Source organism: Rhodobacter aestuarii, assembly GCF_900156655.1.
Taxonomy (GTDB): domain Bacteria; phylum Pseudomonadota; class Alphaproteobacteria; order Rhodobacterales; family Rhodobacteraceae; genus Rhodobacter; species Rhodobacter aestuarii.
The window spans coordinates 78,716-102,319 of record NZ_FTOG01000004.1; the positions used below are offsets into that span (position 1 = coordinate 78,716).

Annotated in this window: 19 protein-coding genes; 15 read left to right on the forward strand and 4 right to left on the reverse strand. The window is 61.6% G+C overall.

Annotated elements, in window-relative coordinates:
- Window positions 1–51: 51 nt before the first annotated feature.
- From tsaE to BW967_RS06990, 9 genes are all read left to right on the forward strand, one after another.
- Window positions 52–519, forward strand: coding sequence for a tRNA (adenosine(37)-N6)-threonylcarbamoyltransferase complex ATPase subunit type 1 TsaE (gene tsaE, locus BW967_RS06950; RefSeq protein ID WP_076484340.1), 468 nt, complete (start codon window positions 52–54; stop codon window positions 517–519).
- Window positions 519–1,517, forward strand: a complete 999-nt coding sequence (locus BW967_RS06955; RefSeq protein ID WP_076484341.1) for an aminoglycoside phosphotransferase family protein — start codon at window positions 519–521, stop codon at window positions 1,515–1,517. The genes tsaE and BW967_RS06955 overlap by 1 nt, the downstream gene beginning before the upstream one ends.
- Window positions 1,493–2,182 carry a nucleotidyltransferase family protein gene (locus tag BW967_RS06960; RefSeq protein ID WP_076484342.1) on the forward strand — a complete coding sequence of 230 codons (690 nt, stop codon included), beginning with the start codon at window positions 1,493–1,495 and terminating at the stop codon, window positions 2,180–2,182. The genes BW967_RS06955 and BW967_RS06960 overlap by 25 nt, the downstream gene beginning before the upstream one ends.
- Entirely contained in the window at window positions 2,172–5,111 is a 2,940-nt protein-coding gene (locus BW967_RS06965) for a PD-(D/E)XK nuclease family protein (RefSeq protein ID WP_076484343.1), read from the forward strand. Before BW967_RS06960 ends, BW967_RS06965 begins: the two co-directional genes overlap by 11 nt.
- A complete protein-coding gene (addA, locus tag BW967_RS06970; protein ID WP_076484344.1) occupies window positions 5,108–8,479 on the forward strand; it encodes a double-strand break repair helicase AddA in 3,372 nt (1,123 codons plus the stop codon). Before BW967_RS06965 ends, addA begins: the two co-directional genes overlap by 4 nt.
- 55 nt (window positions 8,480–8,534) lie before the next feature.
- Window positions 8,535–8,855 carry a thioredoxin gene (trxA, locus tag BW967_RS06975; RefSeq protein ID WP_076484345.1) on the forward strand — a complete coding sequence of 107 codons (321 nt, stop codon included), beginning with the start codon at window positions 8,535–8,537 and terminating at the stop codon, window positions 8,853–8,855.
- Window positions 8,856–8,973: 118 nt separating this feature from the next.
- The gene (gene hslV / locus BW967_RS06980) at window positions 8,974–9,531 is read left to right on the forward strand and encodes an ATP-dependent protease subunit HslV (RefSeq protein WP_076484346.1); all 558 of its coding nucleotides are present in this window, start codon (window positions 8,974–8,976) and stop codon (window positions 9,529–9,531) included.
- Window positions 9,528–10,832, forward strand: a complete 1,305-nt coding sequence (gene hslU, locus BW967_RS06985; protein WP_076484347.1) for an ATP-dependent protease ATPase subunit HslU — start codon at window positions 9,528–9,530, stop codon at window positions 10,830–10,832. Before hslV ends, hslU begins: the two co-directional genes overlap by 4 nt.
- 61 nt (window positions 10,833–10,893) lie before the next feature.
- Window positions 10,894–11,988 carry an alpha/beta hydrolase gene (locus tag BW967_RS06990; RefSeq protein ID WP_083952019.1) on the forward strand — a complete coding sequence of 365 codons (1,095 nt, stop codon included), beginning with the start codon at window positions 10,894–10,896 and terminating at the stop codon, window positions 11,986–11,988.
- On the opposite strand, the gene BW967_RS06995 is transcribed toward BW967_RS06990, so the two are convergent.
- Window positions 11,985–12,587, reverse strand: coding sequence for a Smr/MutS family protein (locus tag BW967_RS06995; RefSeq protein WP_076484349.1), 603 nt, complete (start codon window positions 12,585–12,587; stop codon window positions 11,985–11,987). The genes BW967_RS06990 and BW967_RS06995 overlap by 4 nt on opposite strands.
- A gap of 44 nt (window positions 12,588–12,631) precedes the next feature.
- On the reverse strand, window positions 12,632–13,291 hold the full coding sequence (locus tag BW967_RS07000) for a Tim44/TimA family putative adaptor protein (protein ID WP_076484350.1): 660 nt from the start codon (window positions 13,289–13,291) through the stop codon (window positions 12,632–12,634).
- A gap of 102 nt (window positions 13,292–13,393) precedes the next feature.
- Between BW967_RS07000 and BW967_RS07005 the strand changes: the two genes are divergently transcribed.
- The 5 genes from BW967_RS07005 (at window position 13,394) to BW967_RS07025 (ending at window position 20,531) form a co-directional block, all read left to right on the forward strand.
- Window positions 13,394–13,870, forward strand: coding sequence for an FxsA family protein (locus BW967_RS07005; protein ID WP_076484351.1), 477 nt, complete (start codon window positions 13,394–13,396; stop codon window positions 13,868–13,870).
- Between the two features lie 49 nt (window positions 13,871–13,919).
- Window positions 13,920–14,414, forward strand: a complete 495-nt coding sequence (secB, locus tag BW967_RS07010) for a protein-export chaperone SecB (RefSeq protein ID WP_076484352.1) — start codon at window positions 13,920–13,922, stop codon at window positions 14,412–14,414.
- A 144-nt stretch (window positions 14,415–14,558) separates the two neighbouring features.
- A complete protein-coding gene (locus BW967_RS07015) occupies window positions 14,559–15,089 on the forward strand; it encodes an isopentenyl-diphosphate Delta-isomerase (protein WP_076484530.1) in 531 nt (176 codons plus the stop codon).
- Window positions 15,090–15,210: 121 nt separating this feature from the next.
- Window positions 15,211–17,001, forward strand: coding sequence for an autotransporter assembly complex protein TamA (locus BW967_RS07020; RefSeq protein WP_245826473.1), 1,791 nt, complete (start codon window positions 15,211–15,213; stop codon window positions 16,999–17,001).
- A complete protein-coding gene (locus BW967_RS07025) occupies window positions 17,001–20,531 on the forward strand; it encodes a translocation/assembly module TamB domain-containing protein (protein WP_076484353.1) in 3,531 nt (1,176 codons plus the stop codon). The genes BW967_RS07020 and BW967_RS07025 overlap by 1 nt, the downstream gene beginning before the upstream one ends.
- On the opposite strand, the gene BW967_RS07030 is transcribed toward BW967_RS07025, so the two are convergent.
- Window positions 20,525–21,415 (reverse strand): LysR family transcriptional regulator, encoded by an 891-nt coding sequence (locus BW967_RS07030; protein ID WP_076484354.1) that lies wholly within the window; start codon window positions 21,413–21,415, stop codon window positions 20,525–20,527. The genes BW967_RS07025 and BW967_RS07030 overlap by 7 nt on opposite strands.
- Window positions 21,416–21,505: 90 nt before the next feature.
- On the opposite strand from BW967_RS07030, the gene BW967_RS07035 reads away from it, so the two are divergent.
- A complete protein-coding gene (locus BW967_RS07035) occupies window positions 21,506–22,714 on the forward strand; it encodes an acyl-CoA dehydrogenase (protein ID WP_076484355.1) in 1,209 nt (402 codons plus the stop codon).
- On the opposite strand, the gene BW967_RS07040 is transcribed toward BW967_RS07035, so the two are convergent.
- Window positions 22,711–23,526: a YihY/virulence factor BrkB family protein gene (locus tag BW967_RS07040; protein WP_076484356.1), complete on the reverse strand. Its 816-nt coding sequence runs from the start codon at window positions 23,524–23,526 to the stop codon at window positions 22,711–22,713. The two genes, BW967_RS07035 and BW967_RS07040, sit on opposite strands and share 4 nt — an antisense overlap.
- Window positions 23,527–23,604: the final 78 nt, after the last annotated feature.

Sequence of the window (23,604 nt, forward strand, 5' to 3'; positions counted from 1 at the left end):
CCTGGTTCTGAGGGGGCTTGCCGTGCCAAGCGGTGCCGCTAGAGTGCGCGCATGTCCGCACAACCCGAAGTCCGCACCCTTAATCTGCCTGATGCCGACGCCACTGAACAGCTTGGCGTGCAGTTTGCCGCGCTGGTCGAGCCGGGCGATGTGCTGCTGCTCGACGGCCCAATTGGCGCGGGCAAGACCCATTTCGCCCGCAGCCTGATCCGCGCTTTTCTGGGGCGGATGGAAGATGTGCCCTCGCCGACCTTCACCTTGGTGCAAACCTATGGCGAGGCGCCCGAGATTTGGCATGCCGATCTTTACCGCCTTACCCACCCGGATGAGGTGATTGAGCTGGGGCTCGACGAGGCGTTTGAAACCGCCATTTGCCTCATCGAATGGCCCGAGCGTTTGGGCAGTTTGCAGCCTGAAAAGGCTCTAACCTTGCGGTTTTCGCTTACCGATGGTGGTGCCGCGCGCCAAGTCGCTTTTCATGGCGATGCTGAGTGGGCCAAGCGGCTTGAGGGGCTGTGATGGCGCAAGAGGATGAAATCCGCGCGTTTCTGACCCGCTCGGGTTGGGGGGTGACCGCGCGCGCAGCACTTGCGGGCGATGCGTCCGCACGCCTCTATGAACGGCTGACGCATGGGGCCGAAACCGCGGTGCTGATGATCGCCCCGCCCGGCGATGAATTCGCCCGCTTTTGCCGCATTGATGCATGGCTTTTGGAGCAAGGCTTTTCCGCCCCGCGCATTCTGGCCGCCGATCCTGATCTGGGCCTGATGCTTTTGGAAGATTTTGGTGATGATCTTCTGGCGCGGCTGCTCACCCGCCACCCAGAGCGCGAAGCGAGTTATTACGCCGCGATCACCGATTTTCTGTTGGACCTGCACCGCCGCCCCGCACCCGCCTTTTTGCCCGCGCTTGATGGCCCTGGCCTTGGCGATTTGGCGGCGATCTTGCCCGAATGGTATCCGCTGCGCGACAGTCGGGCGGCGCAGGACATCGCACCGCTTATTACCCAGCTTTATGCCGAAATAGAGCCTATTTTGCCTGTGCTTTCCTTGCGTGACTTCCACGCGGAAAACGTGATTTGGTTGCCGCAGCGTGCGGGTGCAGCCCAACTGGGCCTGTTGGATTTTCAAGACGCGGTGGCGACCCATCCGGCCTATGATCTGGTCTCTGCCTTGCAAGATGCTCGCCGCGATGTTCCCGCCGCGATTGAGGCCACCGAGGTTGCTCGCTATGCCGCCGCGCGCGGGTTTGACGGGGACAGTTTCCGCCAAAGCTATGCGCTTTTGGGCGCGCAGCGCGCCCTGCGGATTTTGGGGATTTTTGCGCGGCTTTGTTTGGTGGCGGGCAAGCCCGGTTATCTGCCGTTGATGCCGCGGGTTTGGGCGAACCTTCAGCGCAACCTTGCGCATGAAGCGCTTGTCCCCCTGCGCCAAGCTGTGGAGGCCGCGCTTTTGCCACCAGACGCCGCCTTGATCGAAAGGATGACCCGCGCATGTCCAAAGCCCCCGACGCGCTGATGCTTTTTGCCGCCGGGCTTGGCACCCGGATGAAGGCGCTCACCGCAAACCGCCCCAAGCCGTTGATCGCGGTGGCGGGCAAGCCGCTCATCGACCATGCGCTGGATCTGGTTTGGGGTGCCAAAATCGGCACCGTGGTCGCCAACACCCATTACCTTGGCGATCAGGTGCAGGCGCATCTGGCGGGCACGGGGGTGCAAATTTCCGATGAAAGCGGCAAGGTCTTGGAAACCGGCGGCGGCCTGCGCAAGGCGTTGCCGCTTTTGGGGCCGGGGCCGGTCTACACGCTCAACACCGACGCGGCGTGGACTGGGCCAAATGTGCTCACCACCTTGCGCGACGCATGGGATGGCGCGCGCATGAAGGTTTTGTTCGCCCTTGTGCCGACCGAGGCCGCGCTTGGCTATGCGGGCGCGGGCGACTTTGCCCTTGACGAGGAAGGCCGCGTCACGCGCGGCAATGGTTACGTTTACACTGGCGCGCAAATCCTCAATCCTGCTGGAATAGAGACGATTTCGGAGCCCGTTTTCTCGCTCAACCTCTTGTGGGATCGCTTCATTGCCGAGGGCCGCGCCTATGGGGTGGTGCATCGAGGTGGCTGGTGCGATGTGGGCCGCCCCGACTGCATTGCACTTGCCGAAGGGATGCTGAGCGATGCCGGCTGAACTGCAAAAAGTCTTCGCCTTGCCTTGTGGGGTCGATTTCGCCCGCGAATTGGTGCGCGGTCTGGTGGACCGTTTGGGCGACGCCCCGCCCGAGGAAATGGCGCAAACGCTGTTGTTTTTGAACTCGGGCCGGATGCAGCGCAGGGTGCGGGAGGAATTTGACAGGCTCGGCACCCGGTTTCTGCCGCGCCTGCATTTGGTCACCGATCTGTCGCGCTTTCCGGTGCCGGGCCTGCCGCCTGCCGCGCCGCCCCTGCGCCGCAAACTGGAACTCGCGCGCTTGGTGGACCAGCTCGCCCGGGGTCTGCCCGCGTTTGAAACCGGCAGTGGTATTTTTACCCTGACCGATAGCCTTGCCGCCTTGATGGATGAAATGCACAGCGAGGGGGTCGCGCCGGAGGCGTTGGAGCGCCTTGATATTCGCGACAGCCATGCCGAGCATTGGCGCCAAAGCCTGCAGTTCATTCGCATCGTCAGCCAGTTTTTTGCCGCCGACAGCGACCCGCACCCGGAAATGCGCCAGCGCCGGGTGATTGAGCATTTTGCGCACTCTTGGGCCGAGATGCCGAACCCACCGCGGGTGATTGTGGCAGGCTCCACCGGCTCACGCGGGGCGACGCGGCTTTTGATGCAGGCCGTCGCCACCCTGCCCGAAGGCGCGCTGGTGCTGCCCGGCTATGATTTTGATATGCCGAAAATGGCTTGGAACAGTCTCTATTCTGGCCCATTCCCGATTGAGGATCATCCGCAGTTTCGTTTCCGTGCTTTGCTGGATGCTCTGTCCATGAGCACCGATCAGGTCCAACCTTGGACAAAGGCCACGCCGCCTGCGCCCGCGCGCAATGCGCTCGTGTCGCTTGCCCTGCGCCCCTCTCCGGTCACCGATCAATGGATGCAAGAGGGGCAGGGGCTTTCCGACCTGCCAAAGGCTTGCCAAGACATCACGCTGATCGAGGCCGCCGACCCACGGCAAGAAGCACTCTCTCTGGCACTGGTGCTGCGCGATGCGGTGGAGCGGGGGCAAAGCGCAGCGCTGATCACGCCCGACCGGATGCTGACCCGCCGCGTCACCGCCGCGCTCGACCGTTGGGGGATTGTGCCCGATGATTCAGCCGGGCTTCCGTTGGCACTTTCGGCGCCGGGCCGGCTGATCCGGCATTTGGCGCGGCTGCCCTGTGCGCCACTCACGTTGGATGCGCTTTTGGTCGTGCTCAAACACCCGCTGGTGGCGACCGGGGGTGCGAGCCGGGGTGACCATCTGCGCTTCACCCGTGACTTGGAGTTGAAGCTGCGCCGCGATGGCCCGGCCTTCCCGACCCCGCAAGCCATCCAGGATTGGGCCGGGGCTGTGGGCGGCGATTGCGCGCTTTGGGGCGATTGGCTTGCTAGGATTTTGGCGCAAATTGCGCCGCCAACCAAGCAGCCCGTTTCAGCTTGGTTAGAGACACATTTGACGCTTCTGAGCGGTTTTGCCGCCGGCCCCGCTGGCACGGTCGAAGCGAGCGAATTGTGGCAGGCCGAGGCTGGCCGGGCCGCGTGGCGTGTGGTTGCTGAACTGCGCGGCGAGGCGGAAGAGGCGCTTGAGGTCAGCGCCGGAAACTACGCCGATCTGATCGACTCGCTGCTTGATAAAGGCCAAGTGCGCAACCCGCTTGCCGCACATCCCAAGGTGATTTTCCTCGGCACGCTAGAGGCGCGGGTGCATGGCGCTGACCTTGCCATTTTGGCGGGGCTGAATGAAAAAAGCTGGCCCGAGGCTCCTGCGCCGGATCCGTGGCTGAGCCGCCAAATGCGGCTGGAAGCGGGTCTATTATTGCCCGAACGGCAAATTGGTCTTTCCGCACATGACTTTCAGCAAGCGATTGGCGCGCCGAAAGTGGTGCTGAGCCGCGCGCGCCGCGATGCGGAGGCCGAAACCGTGCCCTCGCGTTGGCTCAACCGGTTATTGAACCTGATGGAAGGCTTGCCCCATGCGCAGGGCCCCGAGGCGCTGCAAGCGATGCGCGCGCGGGGCGGCAAATGGATGGCGATGGCGCAGGTTCTTGAAGCCCCCACCGTGACCGTGCCGCCTGCGCCGCGCCCCGCGCCGCGCCCGCCCGAGGATGCACGGCCAAGGCAACTTTCAGTCACCGCGATCAAAACCCTGATCCGCGACCCTTATGCGATTTACGCCCGCAATGTGCTGCGGCTCAACCCGCTTGACCCGCTAACACCAGAGCCAGACCCGCGCCTGCGCGGCGAGGCGCTGCATTTGGTGGTGGAGCGATTTGTCGATGCCTTTGACCCGCAAATGACAGCCGAAGACGCGCAAGCGCTTTTGATGCAGATCGCCGAAGACGCGCTGACAGAGATGATCTCTTGGCCCTCTGTGCAACGGTTGTGGCTGGCGCGGATTGCGCGGATCGCCCCCAATTTGGTGGCGCAGGAATTTGGTCGCCGGGCCGAGGGCAGCCCCGCGCTGATTGAAACTAAGGGCGGCGTTGATCTGGCAAAACTGAACTTCCGCCTAACCGCCAAGCCGGACCGGATCGATGTGCTGCGAGATGGCAGCGCGGTTGTGTATGATTACAAATCCGGCACCGTCCCAACCGATCCGCAGGTGGCCGCGTTTGACAAACAGCTTCCGCTCGAAGCGGCAATGATCACGCGCGGCGCTTTTGCCGAGCTTGGCCCGCGCGCAGTTGCGGCGATGCGCTACATTCGGCTCGGTGGCACGGGGGAATGCCGCACACTGAAGCTCGCGCCCGAAGATGTTGAAGAAACTTGGGCCAAGTTGGAGGCGCTTTTGGCGCGCTATCTGCGCCGCGATCAGGGCTTTGTGCCGCGCCGCGCGCTTGAGACCACGCGCGAGCGCAGCGATTACGACCAAATCTCGCGCTTCGGCGAATGGGATATCACCGATCTTTCGGTGCCGGAGGATGTGGGATGAGCCAGCGTAACGACGCGACCGAGCGGCAGGTCCGCGCCGCTGACCCCGGCAGCTCTACGTGGCTGTCGGCCAATGCCGGTTCTGGCAAAACCCGGGTGCTGACAGACCGCGTCGCCCGGCTGCTTTTTGCAGGAACAGAGCCGCAAAAGGTGCTGTGCCTGACCTATACCAAGGCGGCGGCGGCGGAGATGCAAAACCGTCTGCTCAAGCGCCTTGGCGGTTGGGCGATGCTGGATGACGCGCGCCTGCGTGCCGAACTTCAGGTGCTGGGTGTGGAAGGTGCGCTGGATGCCGAAAGCCTTGCCCGCGCGCGGCGGCTTTTTGCCCAAGCGATCGAGGCACCGGGCGGGTTGAAGATCCAAACCATCCACGCCTTTTGTGGCGCGCTGTTGCGCCGCTTTCCGCTCGAAGCCGGTGTTTCGCATGGGTTTGCCGAACTTGATGACCGCTCTGGCGAGCGGATGCGCGAAGAGGTGTTGGAAGAACTTGCCACCAGCACCGACCGTCCGGTATTTGACGCCTTTTTGCGCGCCTTTAGTGGCGCGAGTTTGGGCAGCATAATTTCCGAAATCAGCCAGAACAGAGATGCTTTTGCAGGCGAATTCGATGAAGCCACTTTGCGGCAGGCACTGCAAATCCCCGCGGGTTTGACGCTACAAACCCTGCCCGCGCGGGTGTTTGATGCGGGCACGCCAGCGCTGATTTCTGAGGTGATGGCCGCCGCCAAGACCGACAAGGGCAAGACGATGCAAAAGCTCGTCGCCGGGCTTGCGGCGATTGATTTTGCCGACCCGGGGCTACCGGAATTGGAGGCTTTGGCCGATCTGGTTCTGGTGAAAGAGGGCACGCATGTCCGCAAAGGCCTTTTGACCAAAGGGGCCGCGGCAGCGGCGGGCGACGCGCTGGCGGAGGCGTTTTTGGATTTGGCGGAACAAGTTTTGGAAGCGCGCCAGCAAGCCATTGCTCTGCAAGCGCTGGAGCGGACCCAAGTGTTGCACCGCTTTGCCAAAGTGCTGCTGCCCCGCTTGGCCGCGAAAAAGGCGCAAGGCGGCTGGCTGGATTTCGATGATTTGATCGAACGCGCGGGCGCATTGCTTGAAAACCCCGCCACCGCGCAATGGGTTTTGTTCAAGCTCGATGGCGGGATCGACCATATTTTGGTGGATGAAGCGCAAGACACTTCGCCCGGGCAATGGCGGGTGATTGAACGCTTGGCCGATGAATTTACCGCTGGCGAAGGCGCGCGCAGCGAGGCGCGCACGATCTTTGTGGTGGGGGATCGCAAGCAGTCGATCTATTCCTTCCAAGGCGCGGATTTGGAGCATTTTGAGGCGGTAAAGACCCGCTTTTCAGAAAAATTCCAAGCGGTGCAGCGCCCCTTGCAAGATGCGGCTTTGCTGCATTCTTTCCGCTCGTCGCTGGCGATTTTGCGGCTGGTGGACCTGACCTTCCAAGGCCCGGCATCTGAGGGTGTGGGCGGTGTGCCCGAGCATTTGGCCTTTCACGAAGACCTGCCGGGCCGGGTGGACCTGTGGCCCGTGGTGCCCAAGCCCGAAAAGGTCGAACCCGGCGATTGGGAGGACCCGGTGGACCTGCCCGGCGCGGAAACTGCGCCTGTTGTGCTGGCGCGCGCGGTGGCGGCGGAAATTGCGGCAATGATCGCGGCAGGTGTGCAAATCCCCGATAAAGATGGGCCCCGCCCGGTGCATGCGGGGGATTTTTTGGTGCTGGTGCAGGGGCGGCAGGGGCTGTTTTTTGAGATTATCCGCGCCTGCAAAGCTCGCGGGATCGAGGTGGCGGGGGCCGACCGGCTGCGCCTTGGCGGCGAATTGGCGGTGAAAGATATCCTCTCTGTTTTGGCGTTTTTGGCCACGCCAGAGGACGATTTGGCGCTGGCTGGTGCGCTGCGCTCGCCGCTTTTTGGCTTGGGGGAAGATGCGCTCTTCCGGCTCGCGCATGGCCGCAAAGGGTTTTTGTGGCAGGCTTTGCGTGAAAGCGCGCAGGACGATGTGCTGGCCGTGTTGCATGACCTACGCGATCAGGCAGATTTCTTGCGCCCGCATGATTTGATTGAGCGGTTGCTTATTCGCCATGACGGGCGGCGCAAATTGCTTGCCCGGCTTGGGTCTGAGGCGGAAGAGGGGATTGATGCGCTGATTGCGCAGGCCTTGGCCTATGAGCGCAGCGAAGTGCCGAGCTTGACTGGCTTTTTGGCCTGGCTTGGCGCGGAAGAGGTGGACATCAAACGCCAGCTTGAGGGGGCCGGCAGCGCGCTTCGGGTGATGACGGTGCATGGTTCCAAGGGGCTGGAAGCGCCGATCGTGATTTTGCCCGATACCGCGCCGCGCAAAGCCTCCAACCGCGGAGAGATTTTGCGCACAGAGGATGGCACGGCGCTTTGGAAGGGCAGTTTTAAACCCCTGCCTGACGCCTTGGCTGAGGCGCAAGAAGCCAAAGCCGCGCGCGAGCGGCAAGAGCGGTTGCGGCTGTTGTATGTGGCGATGACCCGGGCCGAGAAATGGCTGATCATCGCGCTGGCGGGCGATGAGGATGAGAGCGGCGAAAGCTGGTATGCGCTGATGGAAGCGGGGATGAATTCTGCCGGAACAGAGACTGTTTCGGCGCTTTCACCCGAGGTGCAGGCGCTGGGCGATATTCGCCGTTTCGCGCATGGGGATTGGCCCGCAAACGGCACGCCCGCGCAAAAGGCGGCGGCGCAAACCGTCGCCTTGCCCGCATGGGCGGGCGAACGTGTGAGCGCACCGGAGGCGGCAGAGCGGCCGCTCTCTGCCTCTGATCTTGGGGGGGCCAAGGCGCTGCCCGGCGAAGGGGCGTTGCTTTCGCAAGAAGACGCTTTGCGGCGCGGGCGGCAATTGCACTTGCTTTTGGAACACCTGCCGCAATGGCCCGAAGAGCGCTGGGATGAGATTGCCAAAGACCTTTTGGCCTTTGGCGAAGACTACGCCGATCATGACGAAACAGAGACGCTTTTGCGCGAGGCCCGCAAGGTTTTGAAAGCGGTGAAGGCGGCGGGGTTCCTTGCGGGCACAACGCTGGCCGAGGTGGAGCTCACCGCCGATTTGCCCGAACTGGGCGGGCCAAAACTCCACGGCATCGTGGACCGGTTGCAGATCTTGCCCGATCGGGTGCGGGTGTTGGATTACAAATCCAATGCCGTGGTGCCCCAAACCGCCGATCAGGTGCCTTTGGGGTTGGTGCGCCAAATGGCGGCCTATCGCGGTGCGTTGCGCCAAATCTATCCCGGCCGCGCGGTGGAGTGCCTTTTGCTGTGGACCACGACGGGCGAGATTATGCCGCTTTCGGATACACAAATGGATGATGCGTTAGCGCTGCCCGCTAGTTCTTGACGGAACAGCGGCAGAACCCTACCTTCCGCGCAACCGCAAATGCAGGAGATGCCCCATGGCTACCGTCGCCGTTACCGATGCCACCTTTGACGCCGAAGTGCGCCAATCCGACATTCCCGTGATCGTCGATTTTTGGGCCGAATGGTGTGGCCCCTGCCGCCAAATCGGCCCCTCGCTGGAAGAGCTTTCGGCGGAAATGGATGGCAAGGTGAAGATCGTCAAAGTGAACGTCGACGAAAACCCCGACAGCCCGGCGCAACTGGGTGTGCGCGGCATTCCGGCGCTTTTCATGTTCAAAGACGGTCAGGTTGTGTCCAACAAAATCGGTGCGGCCCCGAAAGCGGCGCTGAAATCCTGGATCGAATCCGAACTCTGATCGGATCACATTCGCTTCACGGGGGCGCCTTCGGGCGCCCTTTTGCTTTGGCGCTGGGCAATCGGTCACCTTGTAAGGCGCGCCATTGGCCCACATATCGGCGCAAACGGAGGATCTTATGACCGACGAAAAATTTCCCGGCTGGCATGGCACAACGATCATCGGCGTGCGCAAAGGGGGCCGCGTTGTGGTGGCGGGCGATGGGCAAGTGAGCCTTGGCCAAACCGTGATCAAGGGCACCGCGCGCAAGGTGCGCCGCCTCACCCCCGGTGGGCGCGAGGTGGTGGCAGGCTTTGCAGGCTCCACCGCAGATGCCTTTACGCTCCTTGAACGGCTTGAGAAAAAGCTCGAAGCAGCGCCGGGGCAATTGGCGCGTGCTTGCGTGGAACTGGCCAAGGATTGGCGCACCGATAAATATCTGCGCAACTTGGAAGCCATGCTGATCGTGACCGATGGCGCCGATTTGTATGTGCTGACCGGCGCGGGCGATGTGCTGGAGCCCGAACATGACATTGCCGCCATTGGTTCGGGCGGGAACTATGCGCTTGCTGCGGCGCGCGCGCTGATTGACACCGATCTTGATGCCGAAGCGATTGCCCGCAAGGCGATGGCGATTGCCGCCGAGATTTGTGTTTACACCAACGGCAACCTGACGGTGGAAAGCCTTTCGAAATGACCAATCTGACCCCCCGCGAGATCGTTTCTGAACTCGACCGTTTCATTATCGGCCAATCTGATGCCAAACGCGCCGTGGCTGTGGCTTTGCGTAACCGTTGGCGGCGTCAGCGCCTGTCTGACGATATGCGCGATGAGGTTTACCCGAAGAACATCTTGATGATCGGGCCGACCGGTGTGGGCAAAACCGAAATCTCGCGCCGTTTGGCGAAACTGGCGAAAGCGCCGTTCCTCAAGGTCGAGGCCACGAAATTCACCGAGGTGGGTTATGTGGGGCGCGATGTGGAACAGATCATCCGCGATCTGACCGATGTTGCGATGGTCGAGACCCGCGAACATATGCGCGAAGAGGTGAAGGCCAAGGCGCATAAAGCCGCCGAAGAACGCGTGATCGAGGCGCTGGCGGGCACCGATGCGCGCGAAGCCACGCGGGAAATGTTCCGCCGCAAGCTGCGCGATGGCGAGTTGGACGATAAGCAAATCGAGCTTGAAGTGGCCGAACCCGCTGGTGGCCCGCAAATGATGATGGGCGGCGCACCGGGCATGGAAATGCAGATGCAAGGCTTGCAAGATCTGTTCAAAGCCTTTGGCGGGGGCCGCAAGGTGCGCCGCAAAATGTCTGTGGCCGAAAGCTATGAAGTGCTGATCTCGGAAGAGGCCGACAAGCTTTTGGACGATGAAACCGTCAAGAACGCGGCGCTGGAGGCGGTGAGCCAATCGGGCATCGTGTTCTTGGATGAAATCGACAAGGTCGCCGCGCGGGCCGAAACCCGTGGTGCCGATGTGAGCCGCGAAGGTGTGCAGCGCGATTTGCTGCCGCTGATCGAAGGGACGACTGTGTCCACCAAGCACGGGCCGGTGAAAACCGATCATATCCTTTTCATCGCTTCGGGCGCGTTCCACATTTCCAAACCCTCGGACCTTTTGCCCGAATTGCAGGGCCGCTTGCCGATCCGGGTGGAGTTGCGCCCGCTGACGGAGGAAGATTTTGTCCGCATCCTGACCGAAACGGACAATGCGCTCACCCGCCAATATACCGCGCTGATGGGCACCGAAGAGGTGACGGTCGAATTCACCGAAGATGGCATTGCGGCGCTCGCGCGGATTGCGGCAGAGGTCAACCGCTCGGTCGAAAACATTGGTGCGCGGCGGCTTTACACGGTGATGGAGCGGGTCTTTGAAGAGCTTTCCTTCACCGCGCCGGACCGCGCGGGCGAAACCGTGACGGTGGATGCCGCCTTTGTGGAAAAACACCTTGGTGCGCTTGCACAATCGGCCGACCTGAGCCGCTACGTGCTCTGACCCTCTGGCTTAGGACGCGGGTTTTGTTATCCTGCGTCCAGCTACCGGGCCGGAGGCTTTGATGCGCCGCATTTTTCTTGCCGTTTTTATTGTGCTGCTGGGCTGTTCGCCTCGCGGGGAACTGGCTTTTATTGAGCAAGCCCCCGGCGCAGAGATGAAGGTGTTTGTCGGCTCGACCCGCGGCTTGGACCCGCAAACCGGCGCTGAATTTGGTTATGAACGCAGCGAAACCCTGCAACTTGCCCGGTTCGATGTGTCGATCCCGCCCGAGCGCGCCATAGGCGACCTGCGCTACCCGCTCAAAGGGCGGCGCGTCGATCCGATGACGGATTTCGCGATTTCGAAAGCACAAACCTATCCGGCCTCAGCCGCGTTTCGCGCAGACCTGCGCCGCAGCCTGATACAAAGCGGCGGAGATGCGGTGGTCTTTGTGCATGGGTTCAACACCAATTTTGCCGAGGGTATCTATCGGCTGGCGCAGATGGGCGAGGATTTTGAACTACCCGAGACCTTGGTGCATTATGCTTGGCCTTCGCGCGGGCATATGCTGGGTTATGCCTATGACCGCGATTCTGCGCTTTTTGCCCGTGATGGGTTGCAGGAATTGCTGCAGCAAATGCGCCGGTCCGGGGCGCGGAAAATCTTGCTGGTCGCGCATTCGATGGGGTCGGCGCTGAGCATGGAAACGCTGCGCCAGATGGCCCTTTCGCATGATCGTGAGACGCTCGCAGCCATTTCGGGCGTGGTGCTGATTTCGCCCGATATTGACGTGGATGTGTTTCGCGAACAGGCGCGCAGCGTTGGCAAGCTGCCGCAGCCTTTCGTGATTTTCACCTCAAAACGGGATAAGGCGCTCAAACTCTCTTCGCAGATCGCGGGGGAAGCGGCGCGGTTGGGCAACCTGAAAGACGTGGCGCGGGTGGCCGATTTGAAGGTGACGTTGATTGATGTGGGTGCTTTCAACACCCGCGATGGTCATTTCAACGTGGCCAACAATCCGGCGCTGATCAAGCTGCTGCAAAACACCGGTCAGGTGGCAAAGATCTTGGAAGGCGAACAGGCAACGCGCACCAATTTGGCGAGCGGTGTGGTGATGACGGTGGAAAATGCGACCGAGATCATTCTGTCGCCGATCACCGCGCTGGGCGGCGGTTAACGCGTGCGGCGCAAATATACATAATAAGCGCCCGAGCCGCCGTGTTTCAGATGCGCCTCGGTCACCTGCATCACCACCGTGCCCAAAGGCGGCAGGCGCAGCCACTGCGGCACCTGATGGCGCAACACGCCTTGGCGCTGCGGAATCGGCCCATCATCCAAGCCGCGCTTGCCCTTGCCAGTGATCACCAAAATAAGCCGACAATCACGGTCGCGCGATTGCATCACAAAGCGGATCAGCGCGGGATGCGCTTGCGCCATCGTCATGCCGTGCAGGTCGATCTTGGCTTCCGGCTCCAGCTTGCCGCGCGTCATGTTGCGATGCGTCTTGCGGTCCATCACCACCGGCTGGCGGTGCAGTTGTTCGGAAAGCGAGGGCGCCATATCCACCCGCCACCCTAGGTCTGGTGCAGAGGGGCCGATCTGAAAATCTTTCATCTCAAACCGGGGTTTCTTGGGCGGGTGGTGGCCGTGCTTTTCTGCCGGTTCAGGCTCTGTTTCAGCAGAAATTGGCGCGCGCTTATGCATCGAATGGGTGGTCGCGGCGACCTTTTCCCAAACCTCACGCTCTTCTGCCGAAAGCAGACGCCGTCGTTTCATTGCCGCCTCCCGCGCGCTGGGCCACCTTGGAGGCGGCGCATCGCTTAACCGCCCGTGGCGACAAGCTGCCAGTTCGGATCGGCGCTGCCCATGGTGCGGGCAAAGGTCCAGCTATCGCGTTGCTTGCGCGGCACTTTCGGGTCGCCCTCGACCACCGTACCGGCGGCATCGCGCGCGACCGAGATCAACTCGCCGCCAAAGCGTACCGTTACCTCGGCCTCGCGGGTGTTGGTGTCAAAGCTCGCGTCTGTCAGGGTGAGTTCGCGCAGACCCAAGAACTCGGCCTGGACCGTCAGTCCGCGGGCTTCGCGGTCTTGCACGGCGCCTTCAAACGCGTCGAACACCTCTGGTGCGAGAAATGGCCGCACGGGCTCCAGATCGCCCTTTTCAAAGGCCATCAAGATCATTTCATAAGCCGCGCGGGAGCCTTGCAAGAAGGTGGCAACCTCAAACAAAGGTTCCACCCGCTTCATTTGTGCCAGCGCCACAGCGGCATCCGAGCCTTCGGGAACATGATCCACAATGTCGCGGTCCGGCCCGCCTTCGATCACCTCGAAAGACGTAGTTTCGCGGCGGCTTGGGCGCTCTAAGGGCTCGATTTCATTCTCAAAACCCTCGCGCGTGCCGAGCACGTTCTTGAGCCGGAAAATCAAAAAAAGCGCGATAGCCGCAAGGATGACAAGTTCAAGAAGGGCAGAGCTCATGGGTTTTCCGCGTGGGTGGTGGTATGGCGACCTTACGCACTTATGTAAGGGACCGGGGCATTCAAGTCCACCGATGCCCGAGACCGTCGATAGGAGAGAACAATGTGGGTGATATTGGCATTCGTGGCCTGGCCGCTCCTGGAGATTGGGCTGTTTGTTGAAATTGGCAGCCGTTTGGGGCTTTGGGGCACGATTGGCGCGGTGCTGTTGACCTTTGCGCTCGGTCTTATGGTGCTGCGCTCGCAAGGGGAGCGCGCACAGAATTTGCGCGCCGCGATGCAAGGCATTGGCGATCCGGCGGTGCCTCTGGCGCATGAGGCGCTGATCTTGTTTGCTGGTCTGCTGTTGATCCTGCCCGGTTTCTTTACCGATGCGCTGGGGCTTTTGCTTTTGCTGCCGCCGGTGCGGGCGCTGGCGATCGCACGGTTGAAAAACAAAGTGGTGGTGCAGGGCTACAATATGCGCCAACCGCGCCGCGCCGATGAAGATGGGCCGGGCACGGTGATTGAGGGGGAATTCCTCGAAGTTGATCCGAAAAACCCGTCGTCGCGCGGGGATTCGGGTTGGACTCGCCATTGAGGCAACCCAGACCCGGTGCTAAACAAGCGCAAACGATAGGGAGATACCCATGACCGATGCCCCGAACGGCGCCCCGCAACAACAGCTCAAAATGAGCATCCTTGCGCAATTCGTGCGTGACATGTCTTTTGAAAACGCTGTTGCGCTCAAAGGCCTGCAAAGCGCCGAAGTGCAGCCCGAGATGCAGGTGCAAGTGAGCCTCGATGCCCGCAAGCGCCCGGCCGAAAACCAGTATGAAGTGATCACCAAGTTCAAGATCACCGCCACCAACAAAGCGACCGAAACGCCGCTCTACCTGCTTGAGGTCGATTACGGCGGGATCTTCCACGTCGAAGGCGTGCCGGAAGACCAGATGCACCCGTTCCTGCTGATCGAATGCCCGCGCCAATTGTTCCCGTTTGTGCGCCGCATCGTGTCGGATGTGACCCGTGACGGTGGCTTCCCGCCCTTCAACCTTGACCCGGTTGATTTCGTGCAGCTTTACCGTGCCGAACTCGCGCGTCGCGCGGAAACTGAAAAGCCTGCCGACGCCCCGGTTTCGTGATCGCTAACGCGATCCGTTAACAAAGGGTTAACACGTTAACCGGCCCGGCGCGTCAACCTGTCTCAGGGACAAGGTGACATGCTGACAAAGAACGTCCCCGAGCGCATGCTTTGGGGACGTTTCCATTGGGTCGGAATCGAAAAAATGAGCGAGCATATTCCTGCTTGGGTCGGCGACACGCTGACTCCGGTGGATAAAACAGAAGTGCATCGCAAGGGACTCCGCCACAAAGCGGTGTCGATCTTCGTCATGGACGGGGAGCAGGTACTTATTCAGCGTCGGGCTGATCTGAAGTACCACTCCGCCGGCCTGTGGGCGAACACTTGCTGCACGCATCCCAATTGGGATGAGCGTCCCGAGGTTTGCGCTGTGCGCAGGCTGCGGGAAGAGCTGGGCATCACGGGGCTCTACCCCGCGCATGCCGACAAGCTGGAATACCGCGCCGATGTTGGGGGCGGTATGATCGAACACGAAGTGGTCGATATTTACTTAGCTTACGCCAAGCCGCAAATGCCGATTGCGCCGGATCCAGAAGAGGTGTCGGACCTCCGCTGGGTTGGGCTTTATGATCTGGCAGCAGAGGTGAATCGTCACCCCGAGCGGTTTTCGAAATGGATGATCCTTTATATGTCGAGCCATCTCGACCGGATCTTCGGCTCGATCCTGCGCAGCTAAGCGGACCGGCACGGAAATCGGTGCCGGTAGGCATCTCACGGGCGGATTTCCGCCCGTGGCACTGGTATTCCCGGTTCAAAGCTGCATCTATCAAGGGGAAGCTGCTGCGGAAGAGGGAAGAGTGACGCGCTATCGTTTTGCTGCCGCCTTGGCATTTGGGATGAGCTTGGCCGCCCCCGTTGCCGCAGAAACCGCGTTTCAGCTTGAAGCGTCCGGCGCCGATAAGGCGCTCACCTCTGCCCTAGAGGCCGCTTCGCTCACGCGCAGCGCCGCCACCAGTTCCGAGAGCAATGCCCAAGATGTCTTTGCTTCGGCGCGTGCCGATTATGCCCGCCTTGTCGGCGCGCTCTATGATGCGGGCTATTATGGCGGCCGCGTCTCCATTCGCATTGATGGGCGCGAAGCGGCGCAGATCGCGCCAATGGATGCGCCCGCGCAAATCTCTGCCGTCACGATCCATGTCGAGCCCGGCCCGGTGTTTCGGTTTTCCAAAGCGGCCATTGCGCCGGTGACGGAAAAGACCGAATTGCCAGAGGGATACCGGGTGCCCGAAGTGGCAAGTTCCAGTGTGATTGTCGATGCGGCACAGGCAGGCGTCAGCGGCTGGCGCGATTTTGGCCATGCCAAAGCGCGCGTGTCAGATCAGTCGATTGTGGCCGATCACCGCGCAAACACGATTGCCGCCGATATCACCCTTGCGCCGGGGCCCCTGACCACGTTTGGCCAAATGCAGGCGCAGGGGCAAAAGCGGCTGCGCGCGAAACGGCTTTACGCGATTGCGGGCTTTCCCTCCGGCAAGCGGTTTTCGCCCGAGGAATTGGAAACGGTGCGCAATCGGCTGCGCCGTACTGGCATCTTTTCCTCGGTCACCCTGACCGAGGCCGATACACTGCGCGACGGCAATCTGCTGGATGCCGATCTGACGGTGGTGGAGGCAAAACCGCGCCGCATCGGTGTGGGGGCGGAGCTTTCCAGCACCGATGGCGCGACGCTTTCCGGCTATTGGCTGCATCGCAACCTGTTTGGCGGCGGCGAACGGCTGCGCTTTGATGCCAAGGTTTCGGGCATCGGCGGCTCGACCGGCGGGGCGGATTACAGCTTGGCCGCGCGGATTGATCGGCCTGCGACCTTCACCCCCGATACCGCCGCCTATCTGACCACGGAACTGAGCAAGTCGGATGAAGAAGATTATACCCAGCGCGGCTTTGGGCTGGGCTTTGGGTTGAGCCATATCTTTAACCCGCGCCTCACTGGCGAGGCGGGGATTGGCTATGAATGGTCCCAAATCACCGATGCTACTGGGCGCACGATCTACCGCGCTGTTACGCTCCCACTCGCGCTGACATGGGACAACCGCGACAACAGTTCTGATGCGACAAAGGGCTATTACGGGCGGCTTGATTTGATGCCGTTTTATGGCCTGTCCAACACCGGGTCAGGCGCACGGCTGGCGGGCGATTTCCGTGCCTATCGTGCCTTTGGCGAACGTGTGGTGCTTGCTGGGCGCGCGCAGCTGGGCGGCGTTTTCGGCTCTGATCTGGCGGAAACACCGCGCGACTACCTGTTTTATTCCGGCGGGGGCGGCACCGTGCGCGGCCAGCCCTACCAATCTTTGGGCGTTTCGGTTTTGGATGGTGGCACGCTCAAAACCGGGGGGGACCGTTTCCTTGGCTTTTCTGGCGAGGTCCGGGTGGGCGTCACCAAATCCATCGGCGTTGTCGCCTTTTATGATGCGGGCTTTGTCGGCGCGGGCGGCTTTTCCGATACCGAAGGGGATTGGCAATCGGGCGCGGGTCTTGGCCTGCGCTATAAAACGCCGATTGGCCCGATCCGGCTTGATGTGGCCGCCCCGGTCAGCGGCGATACGGGCGATGGCCCGCAAATCTACCTTGGCATAGGGCAGACCTTCTGATGCGGTTTCTCGCGCTTCTTATTGTTCTTTTCCTTCCATTTCAGGCGCTTGCACAGGAAGATCAGACCGAACGCGACCGATCCTATCTGACCGGATTGATCGAAGATAATCTTTCCGGCGCAGGTCGGTCGATCCGGCTGGAGGGCTTTGCCGGGGCGCTGTCGTCGCGCGCGACCTTCGATAGCTTGACCATTGCCGATGACACGGGTGTTTGGATCACGGTCAAAAACGGCGCGCTGCAATGGGACCGGGCCGCGATTTTGCGCGGCGAGATTTTGATTGATGAGCTGTCCGCCGAAAGCATCGATCTGCCACGCCTGCCGCAAAGTGAGCCGGATCCAACCGCGCCTGAGGCTACGCCCTTTGCTCTGCCCGATCTGCCGGTTGCCGTGCAAATCGGCAAAATCAACGCGCAAAAGGTGACGCTGGGCGCCCCGGTTTTGGGCCAAGCGGTGGCGCTGAAGCTAAGCGGTTCGATGCGGCTTGCGGGCGGCGCGGGGGAGACCAAGCTGGAGGTGGCACGGATTGATGGGCCAAAGGGCCAGCTTTCGCTTGCTGCCAGCTACGCCAATGACACGCATGCAACGCTGGTTGATCTGCTTGTAAGCGAGGGGGCCGATGGCATTGCCGCGACCCTGATGAACCTGCCCGGCAAACCGGCGCTCTCGCTTTCGCTGAGCGGGTTGGGGCCGATTGAGACCTTCGCCGCCGATGTGGCGCTCAGCACCGCAGGCCAAAAGCGCCTTTCGGGTAAAATCGCGCTTACCAGCACCGAAGTTGCGGGGGAAACGGAACGCGGGTTTGACGTGGCGCTTGCGGGCGATGTCTCGCCGCTTCTACCGCCGGAATATCAAGAGTTCTTCGGCAAGGATGCGCAGCTTGAAGCCGCCGGCAGCCGCACCGCAACCGGTATGATGCAATTGCGGAAGCTGACCCTGAACGGCGCTGCGGTGCAGGTGACGGGTTCGGTCGATCTTTTGCCCACGGGCCTGCCGGATCGGTTCGATCTACAAGCCAAGGTTGGGCTGGAGGGAGAGGCGGTTTTGCTCCCCCTCTCTGGCCCCGAAACGCGTCTGCGCACGGCCACTTTGGCGCTGGGCTATAACCGCGCGCAAGGCGATGGTTGGAAGCTGCAAGGCGATATCACGGGTTTCACGCGTGGCACCGCCGAAGCGGAAGATGTCATCGATCGGATCAACCTTTCCGGGTCTGGCCGCATTGGTCAGCCGGTCGAAGGCAGCGCAACGGCGGGCGGCACCGTGAATTTTGGCGCAACGGGCATCGCACTTTCCGACCCCGCGCTGGCCGAGGCTTTGGGCGCCTTTGCTACCGGCGCGGTGCGGTTTTTCTGGCAAGAGGGCAAACCGCTCAACCTGCCGCAAATCAGGCTGACCACGCGCGACTTTGAAGCGACCGGGCGACTTTCGTTGAACGAGGGGGTGGTCTCGGCTGTGATCCGCGCGGATCACAAGCATCTGCAAAGCCTCTCGCAACTCGCGGGGCGCGCGCTTTCAGGCTCTATTTCGGCGCAAATCAGTGGGGATTACACGGTTCTGAGCGGCGCTTTTGACGCCGATGCCGCGATCACCGCGCCTGATCTGCGGCTGTCGCAACCGCAGGCCGATGCGCTTTTGGCGGGCGGGGCCACCATCACCGCCTCTGCCCGGCGCGATGAAACGGGGCTGAGCCTGCGCAGCCTTGTGGCAAAATCTGACGCGCTCTCGCTCAATGCCGAGGGTCGTCTGACAAGCGCGGCCAATGATCTGACCGCGACGCTTGATTTGCGCGATTTGGGTAAGCTTGGCGGCGGCTATAATGGGGCGGCCAATGCCAAACTGGTGCTGCAAGGTCCGCTTGGGGCACGCAAGATCACGCTGTCGGGGCAGGGGGTGAACCTTTCGCTCGCGCAAGCGCAGTTGAACCGAATTTTGGCAGGACAGAGCCGCTTTTCTGTGACGGTGGATGAGGGTGAGCGCGGCTTTCGGCTGGCTAATCTTGACATCAACACATCGCAACTGACGGCCAGCGCCACAGCGCGCGCAGGGAATGAAAGCTTGCTCGATATCGCGCTGAAGCTTTCGAATGCCGCGCTTTTAGCGCCCGGTTTCCCCGGTCCGGTCACGCTTTCGGGCAGTTTGGATCAGCGCGAAGACAGTTACAGGCTTGATCTGCGCGGCACCGGGCCGGGCGGGACCGAGGCCACGGTGAAGGGCTCTGTGGCCAGCGATTTTGCCACCACCGATCTGGCGATTGCCGGGCGCACGGAATCGGCGCTTTTGAATGGGGTGATCGAGCCGCGCTCCGTGCAGGGGCCGCTGACATTTGACCTCGCCTTGCAAGGCGCGCCGGGGCTTTCGGCGCTTTCCGGGCAATTGCGCGGCCAAGGGCTGCGGCTTTCGCTGCCAACGTTGGGCCAAGCACTGCAAAACGTCACCCTGCAAGCCCAGCTTGCGGGCGGAAGTGCCAGCCTTTCGGGGCAGGCGGAGTTTGAGGGCGGCGGCACCTTACGCGTTTCTGGCCCGGTGCAACTGGCCAGCCCCTTCCCGGCGGATCTGTCTTTGGTGCTTGACCGGGCGCATCTGCGCGACCCGCAGCTTTATGACACACGGCTTTCGGGGAACCTCAATGTCAATGGCGGGTTGACGGGCAATTTGCGCATTTCTGGCGCGCTGAGCTTGGCGGAAACCGAATTGCGCATCCCGTCCTCGGGCCTTGGTGGGGCGGCGACGATCCCGGAGGTGACGCATCTGCATGAACCTGCGGATGTGCGCCAAACCCGCACCCGCGCTGGCTTGATTGATACGGGCGGCGGTGAAAGCAGCGGGCCGGGGCGGATCATCGCGCTGGATGTCTCTGTTTCGGCGCCAAACCAGATTTTTGTGCGCGGTCGTGGGCTTGATGCCGAACTGGGCGGGCAATTGCGCGTCACGGGCACCACGGCGAATATTGTGCCGGTGGGCGAGTTCAACCTGATCCGCGGGCGGCTGGATGTGCTGGGCAAGCGCTTCATCTTGGCCGAGGGGCAGGTGGCGTTGCAAGGCGCGCTCACCCCTTGGGTGAAGTTTGCCGCCACCACCGATCAAGATGACACGGCGATCACGCTGACGCTGGAAGGCGCAGCCTCTGAACCCGGTCTTTCCATCGCGTCTTCGCCCGAATTGCCGGAGGAAGAGGTTCTGGCACGGCTTTTGTTTGACAAGGGGCTGACGAACCTGTCCGCGCTGCAAGCCGCGCAGCTTGCCACGGCGGTGGCGACGCTGGCTGGCAAAGGCGGGGAGGGGATCGTGTCTAAGCTGCGCAAAGGCTTTGGGCTTGATGATCTTGATGTTGGCACCGATGCAAGTGGCAATGCCACGGTGCGCGCGGGCAAATATATCTCCGAAAACGTCTATTCGGACGTGTCTGTTGATAGCAACGGGCAGGCCGAGGTCACGCTGAACCTTGATATCACCAAGCAGCTCACCGCACGCGGCTCGGTGGGGTCTGATGGGGCGAGCGCCTTGGGGCTGTTTTTTGAGAAAGATTACTGAGCCGCGGCACAGGTGATCCAATCGCGAAACGCCACCAGCGCCGGGGAGGGGGTAACCCCCACCGGCCAAACAAGGTGATAGGCCCCCACGCCCGAGACAATTTCGCCGGGGGCGGCCACCAACCGGCCCTCCGCAATTTCGGGCTTGGCAAGGAATTCGGGCAAAAGCGCCAACCCCACCCCATGCGCGGCGGCCTGCATCATTGGCGCGAATTGATCAAACATGATCCCGCGCTGTGCAGGGGCAGAAAGCCCATGATGCGCGCACCACGCGTTCCAAGCATTTGGGCGCGATTCCAGCTGGAGTAGAGACTGATTGAGCAGATCCTCGGGCTGTTTCAGATGGTTTTCGCGCGCGTAATCCGCCGAACAGGTGGCGATCAGCCGCTCTTCAAACAGCAACAGATGGTCCGCATCGGGCCAAGGCCGCGTGCCAAAGTGAATGGCGGCATCAAAGCTTTCGCTCGCAAAATCAAAGGGCCGCATGCGCGTGCCAAGGTTCAGCGTGACGCCGGGATGTTCTGCCAGAAAATCGGCCAAGCGCGGGGCAAGCCAACGCGTGCCAAAGGTCGGCAAAATCGCCAAGTTCAACACCCCGCCGCCGGGGTTCGCCCGCAAGCCCAAAGAGGCGCGCGCGATCAGTTCAAGCGCCTTGCGCACGTCGCGCGCGTAAGATTGCGCGGCCTCGGTTGGCACCAGCCGTCGCCCCTCGCGCCGGAACAGTTGCACGCCCAATTGCCCCTCAAGGTTTTGCACCAAGCGGCTGACCGCCCCTTGGGTGAGTGAAAGCTCCCGTGCGGCGGCGGCGGTCGAGCCCGTGCGCACCACCGCCTCAAAGGCGGACAGCAGCGAGACCGAGGGGGTATAGCGGCGCGGCAGGCTCATCTATGTGTTCCATGCATGATTTACGGCCAGAATGACGGTAGTTTTGCGCAATATCATCGCGCATAAAGCATGAAACGCAAGGAGGAGCCCATGGCGCTGAAACCCAAAGATGCCCCCGACCTCGCCCGGTTCGATTGGGAAGACCCGTTTCGGCTTGAGACCCAGTTGACCGAAGAAGAGCGGATGCTGCGCGATGCGGCCCGCGCCTATGCGCAAGAAAAGCTGCAACCACGGGTGATCAAAGCCTTTGCCGAGGAAGAGACCGATCCGGCGATCTTTCGAGAAATGGGTGCGATGGGTCTTTTGGGGGTCACGATCCCTGAGGAATATGGCGGGCTTGGTGCCTCTTACGTGGCCTATGGGCTGGTTGCGCGCGAGATCGAGCGGGTGGACAGCGGCTATCGCTCGATGATGTCGGTGCAATCCAGCCTCGTGATGTATCCGATCTATGCCTATGGCTCTGAAGAACAGCGGCATAAATATTTGCCCAAATTGGCCAGCGGTGAATGGATCGGCTGCTTTGGGCTCACTGAGCCCGATGCGGGGTCGGACCCGGCCAGCCTGAAGACCGTGGCGAAGAAAACGGCGACGGGCTATGTGCTGTCCGGCACGAAGATGTGGATCTCCAACGCGCCGATTGCCGATGTCTTTGTGGTTTGGGCAAAGTCAGAGGCGCATGGCGGCAAAATTCGCGGCTTTGTGCTGGAAAAGGGTCTAAAAGGGCTGTCGGCGCCGAAGATCGCGGGCAAGCTTTCGCTTCGCGCCTCGATCACCGGCGAGATTGTTATGGAGGACGTTGAGGTTGGCGAAGACGCGCTTTTGCCCAATGTTGAAGGGCTGAAAGGGCCGTTTGGCTGCCTCAACCGTGCGCGCTATGGCATTGCTTGGGGCGTGCTTGGCGCAGCAGAGTTTTGCATGAATGCCGCGCGGACTTACGGGCTCGACCGCAAGCAGTTCAACAAACCGCTCGCGCAGACCCAGCTTTACCAGCTCAAACTCGCCAATATGCTGACCGAGATCAGCCTTGGCCTACAAGGTTGCTTGCAGGTGGGGCGGCTGATGGATGAAGCCAATGCTGCGCCCGAGATGATATCCGTCATCAAGCGCAACAATTGCGGCAAGGCGCTCGATGTCGCGCGGATGGCGCGCGACATGCATGGCGGCAACGGCATCAGCCAAGAGTTTCAGGTGATCCGCCATATGGTGAACCTAGAAACCGTGAACACCTATGAGGGCACGCATGATGTGCATGCGCTGATTTTGGGCCGCGCCATCACCGGGCTTCAGGCGTTTTTCTAAGCCTCGGCCTTGACCCGCTCAGCTTGTTCGGCGTTCAGCGCAGCGCCGAACAAAACCGAAAATGCGCCAAGATAGAGCCACATCAAAAGCGCGATCACCGCGCCAAGCGAGCCATAGACCTTGTTGTAGCTGCCAAAGTTCGCAAGGTAATAGGTTAGCCCCAGCGAGGCCGCGCCCCAAAGGAACGTGGCGACCACCGCCCCCCAGGAAAAGAACGGATCGCGCCGCACAGGCTTATAGGGGGCAAAGCGGTAAAGCACGCCAAGGACCGAAAGCATCAGCCCCACCATCGCCAGCCACGGGAACCATGTCAGCAGCCAGTTCATCGTGGCGTGGAAGGGCAGGTAGTTCACAATCACCGGAACGGCGACAATGGTGGCCATCGCCGCCAGCATCACCCCCACCAGCGCCACGGTCATGAAGTAGCCAAAGACGAGGCCAAAGAAGGTGGTGCGGGTTTCGCTGCCATGGATCAGGTTCAACCCTTTGATCAGCGCATCCACGCCCGCGCGCGCGGACCAAAGCGCAAACAGAATCGAGATCACCGTGCCCCACCCCACGGCATCGCGGGGGCCGTTCACCAGCCCGCTCACCTGCGCATCCAAAATCGCATAGGCTTCGGGTGGGATGAAGTTATCGGCGACCCCTAAATAATCGCGGATTACGATCGGGTCGGCGACGGTGCTCCAAATTGAGATCGTTGCCGTCAGCCCCGGAAAGACCGCCAGCATCGCATAGAAGGCGACCCCGGCGGAGATCAGGAAAATGTTGGTCTGCGAAAGCCTTTGCATCAATCCGATGAGGAACCGCATAGACCCTCCTTTCGTTGCGCCTGCCTTTAACCTAGCGCACTGGGCCGCTTGCGCAACATCGGGGGCTGTGCTCTGCTT

Bases quoted from the DNA above. Each gene is read 5' to 3' on its own strand.
- BW967_RS07025 (WP_076484353.1), top strand. From the start codon at position 17,001: ATGCGGTTTCTCGCGCTTCTTATTGTTCTTTTCCTTCCATTTCAGGCG.
- BW967_RS07015 (WP_076484530.1), top strand. From the start codon at position 14,559: ATGAGCGAGCATATTCCTGCTTGGGTCGGCGACACGCTGACTCCGGTG.
- hslU (WP_076484347.1), top strand. From the start codon at position 9,528: ATGACCAATCTGACCCCCCGCGAGATCGTTTCTGAACTCGACCGTTTC.
- BW967_RS06955 (WP_076484341.1), top strand. From the start codon at position 519: ATGGCGCAAGAGGATGAAATCCGCGCGTTTCTGACCCGCTCGGGTTGG.
- BW967_RS07040 (WP_076484356.1), bottom strand. From the start codon at position 23,526: ATGCGGTTCCTCATCGGATTGATGCAAAGGCTTTCGCAGACCAACATT.
- BW967_RS07030 (WP_076484354.1), bottom strand. From the start codon at position 21,415: ATGAGCCTGCCGCGCCGCTATACCCCCTCGGTCTCGCTGCTGTCCGCC.
- BW967_RS06965 (WP_076484343.1), top strand. From the start codon at position 2,172: ATGCCGGCTGAACTGCAAAAAGTCTTCGCCTTGCCTTGTGGGGTCGAT.
- BW967_RS06990 (WP_083952019.1), top strand. From the start codon at position 10,894: ATGCGCCGCATTTTTCTTGCCGTTTTTATTGTGCTGCTGGGCTGTTCG.
- BW967_RS07035 (WP_076484355.1), top strand. From the start codon at position 21,506: ATGGCGCTGAAACCCAAAGATGCCCCCGACCTCGCCCGGTTCGATTGG.
- hslV (WP_076484346.1), top strand. From the start codon at position 8,974: ATGACCGACGAAAAATTTCCCGGCTGGCATGGCACAACGATCATCGGC.
- BW967_RS06995 (WP_076484349.1), bottom strand. From the start codon at position 12,587: ATGAAACGACGGCGTCTGCTTTCGGCAGAAGAGCGTGAGGTTTGGGAA.
- BW967_RS07000 (WP_076484350.1), bottom strand. From the start codon at position 13,291: ATGAGCTCTGCCCTTCTTGAACTTGTCATCCTTGCGGCTATCGCGCTT.
- trxA (WP_076484345.1), top strand. From the start codon at position 8,535: ATGGCTACCGTCGCCGTTACCGATGCCACCTTTGACGCCGAAGTGCGC.
- secB (WP_076484352.1), top strand. From the start codon at position 13,920: ATGACCGATGCCCCGAACGGCGCCCCGCAACAACAGCTCAAAATGAGC.
- tsaE (WP_076484340.1), top strand. From the start codon at position 52: ATGTCCGCACAACCCGAAGTCCGCACCCTTAATCTGCCTGATGCCGAC.
- BW967_RS07005 (WP_076484351.1), top strand. From the start codon at position 13,394: ATGTGGGTGATATTGGCATTCGTGGCCTGGCCGCTCCTGGAGATTGGG.
- addA (WP_076484344.1), top strand. From the start codon at position 5,108: ATGAGCCAGCGTAACGACGCGACCGAGCGGCAGGTCCGCGCCGCTGAC.
- BW967_RS06960 (WP_076484342.1), top strand. From the start codon at position 1,493: ATGTCCAAAGCCCCCGACGCGCTGATGCTTTTTGCCGCCGGGCTTGGC.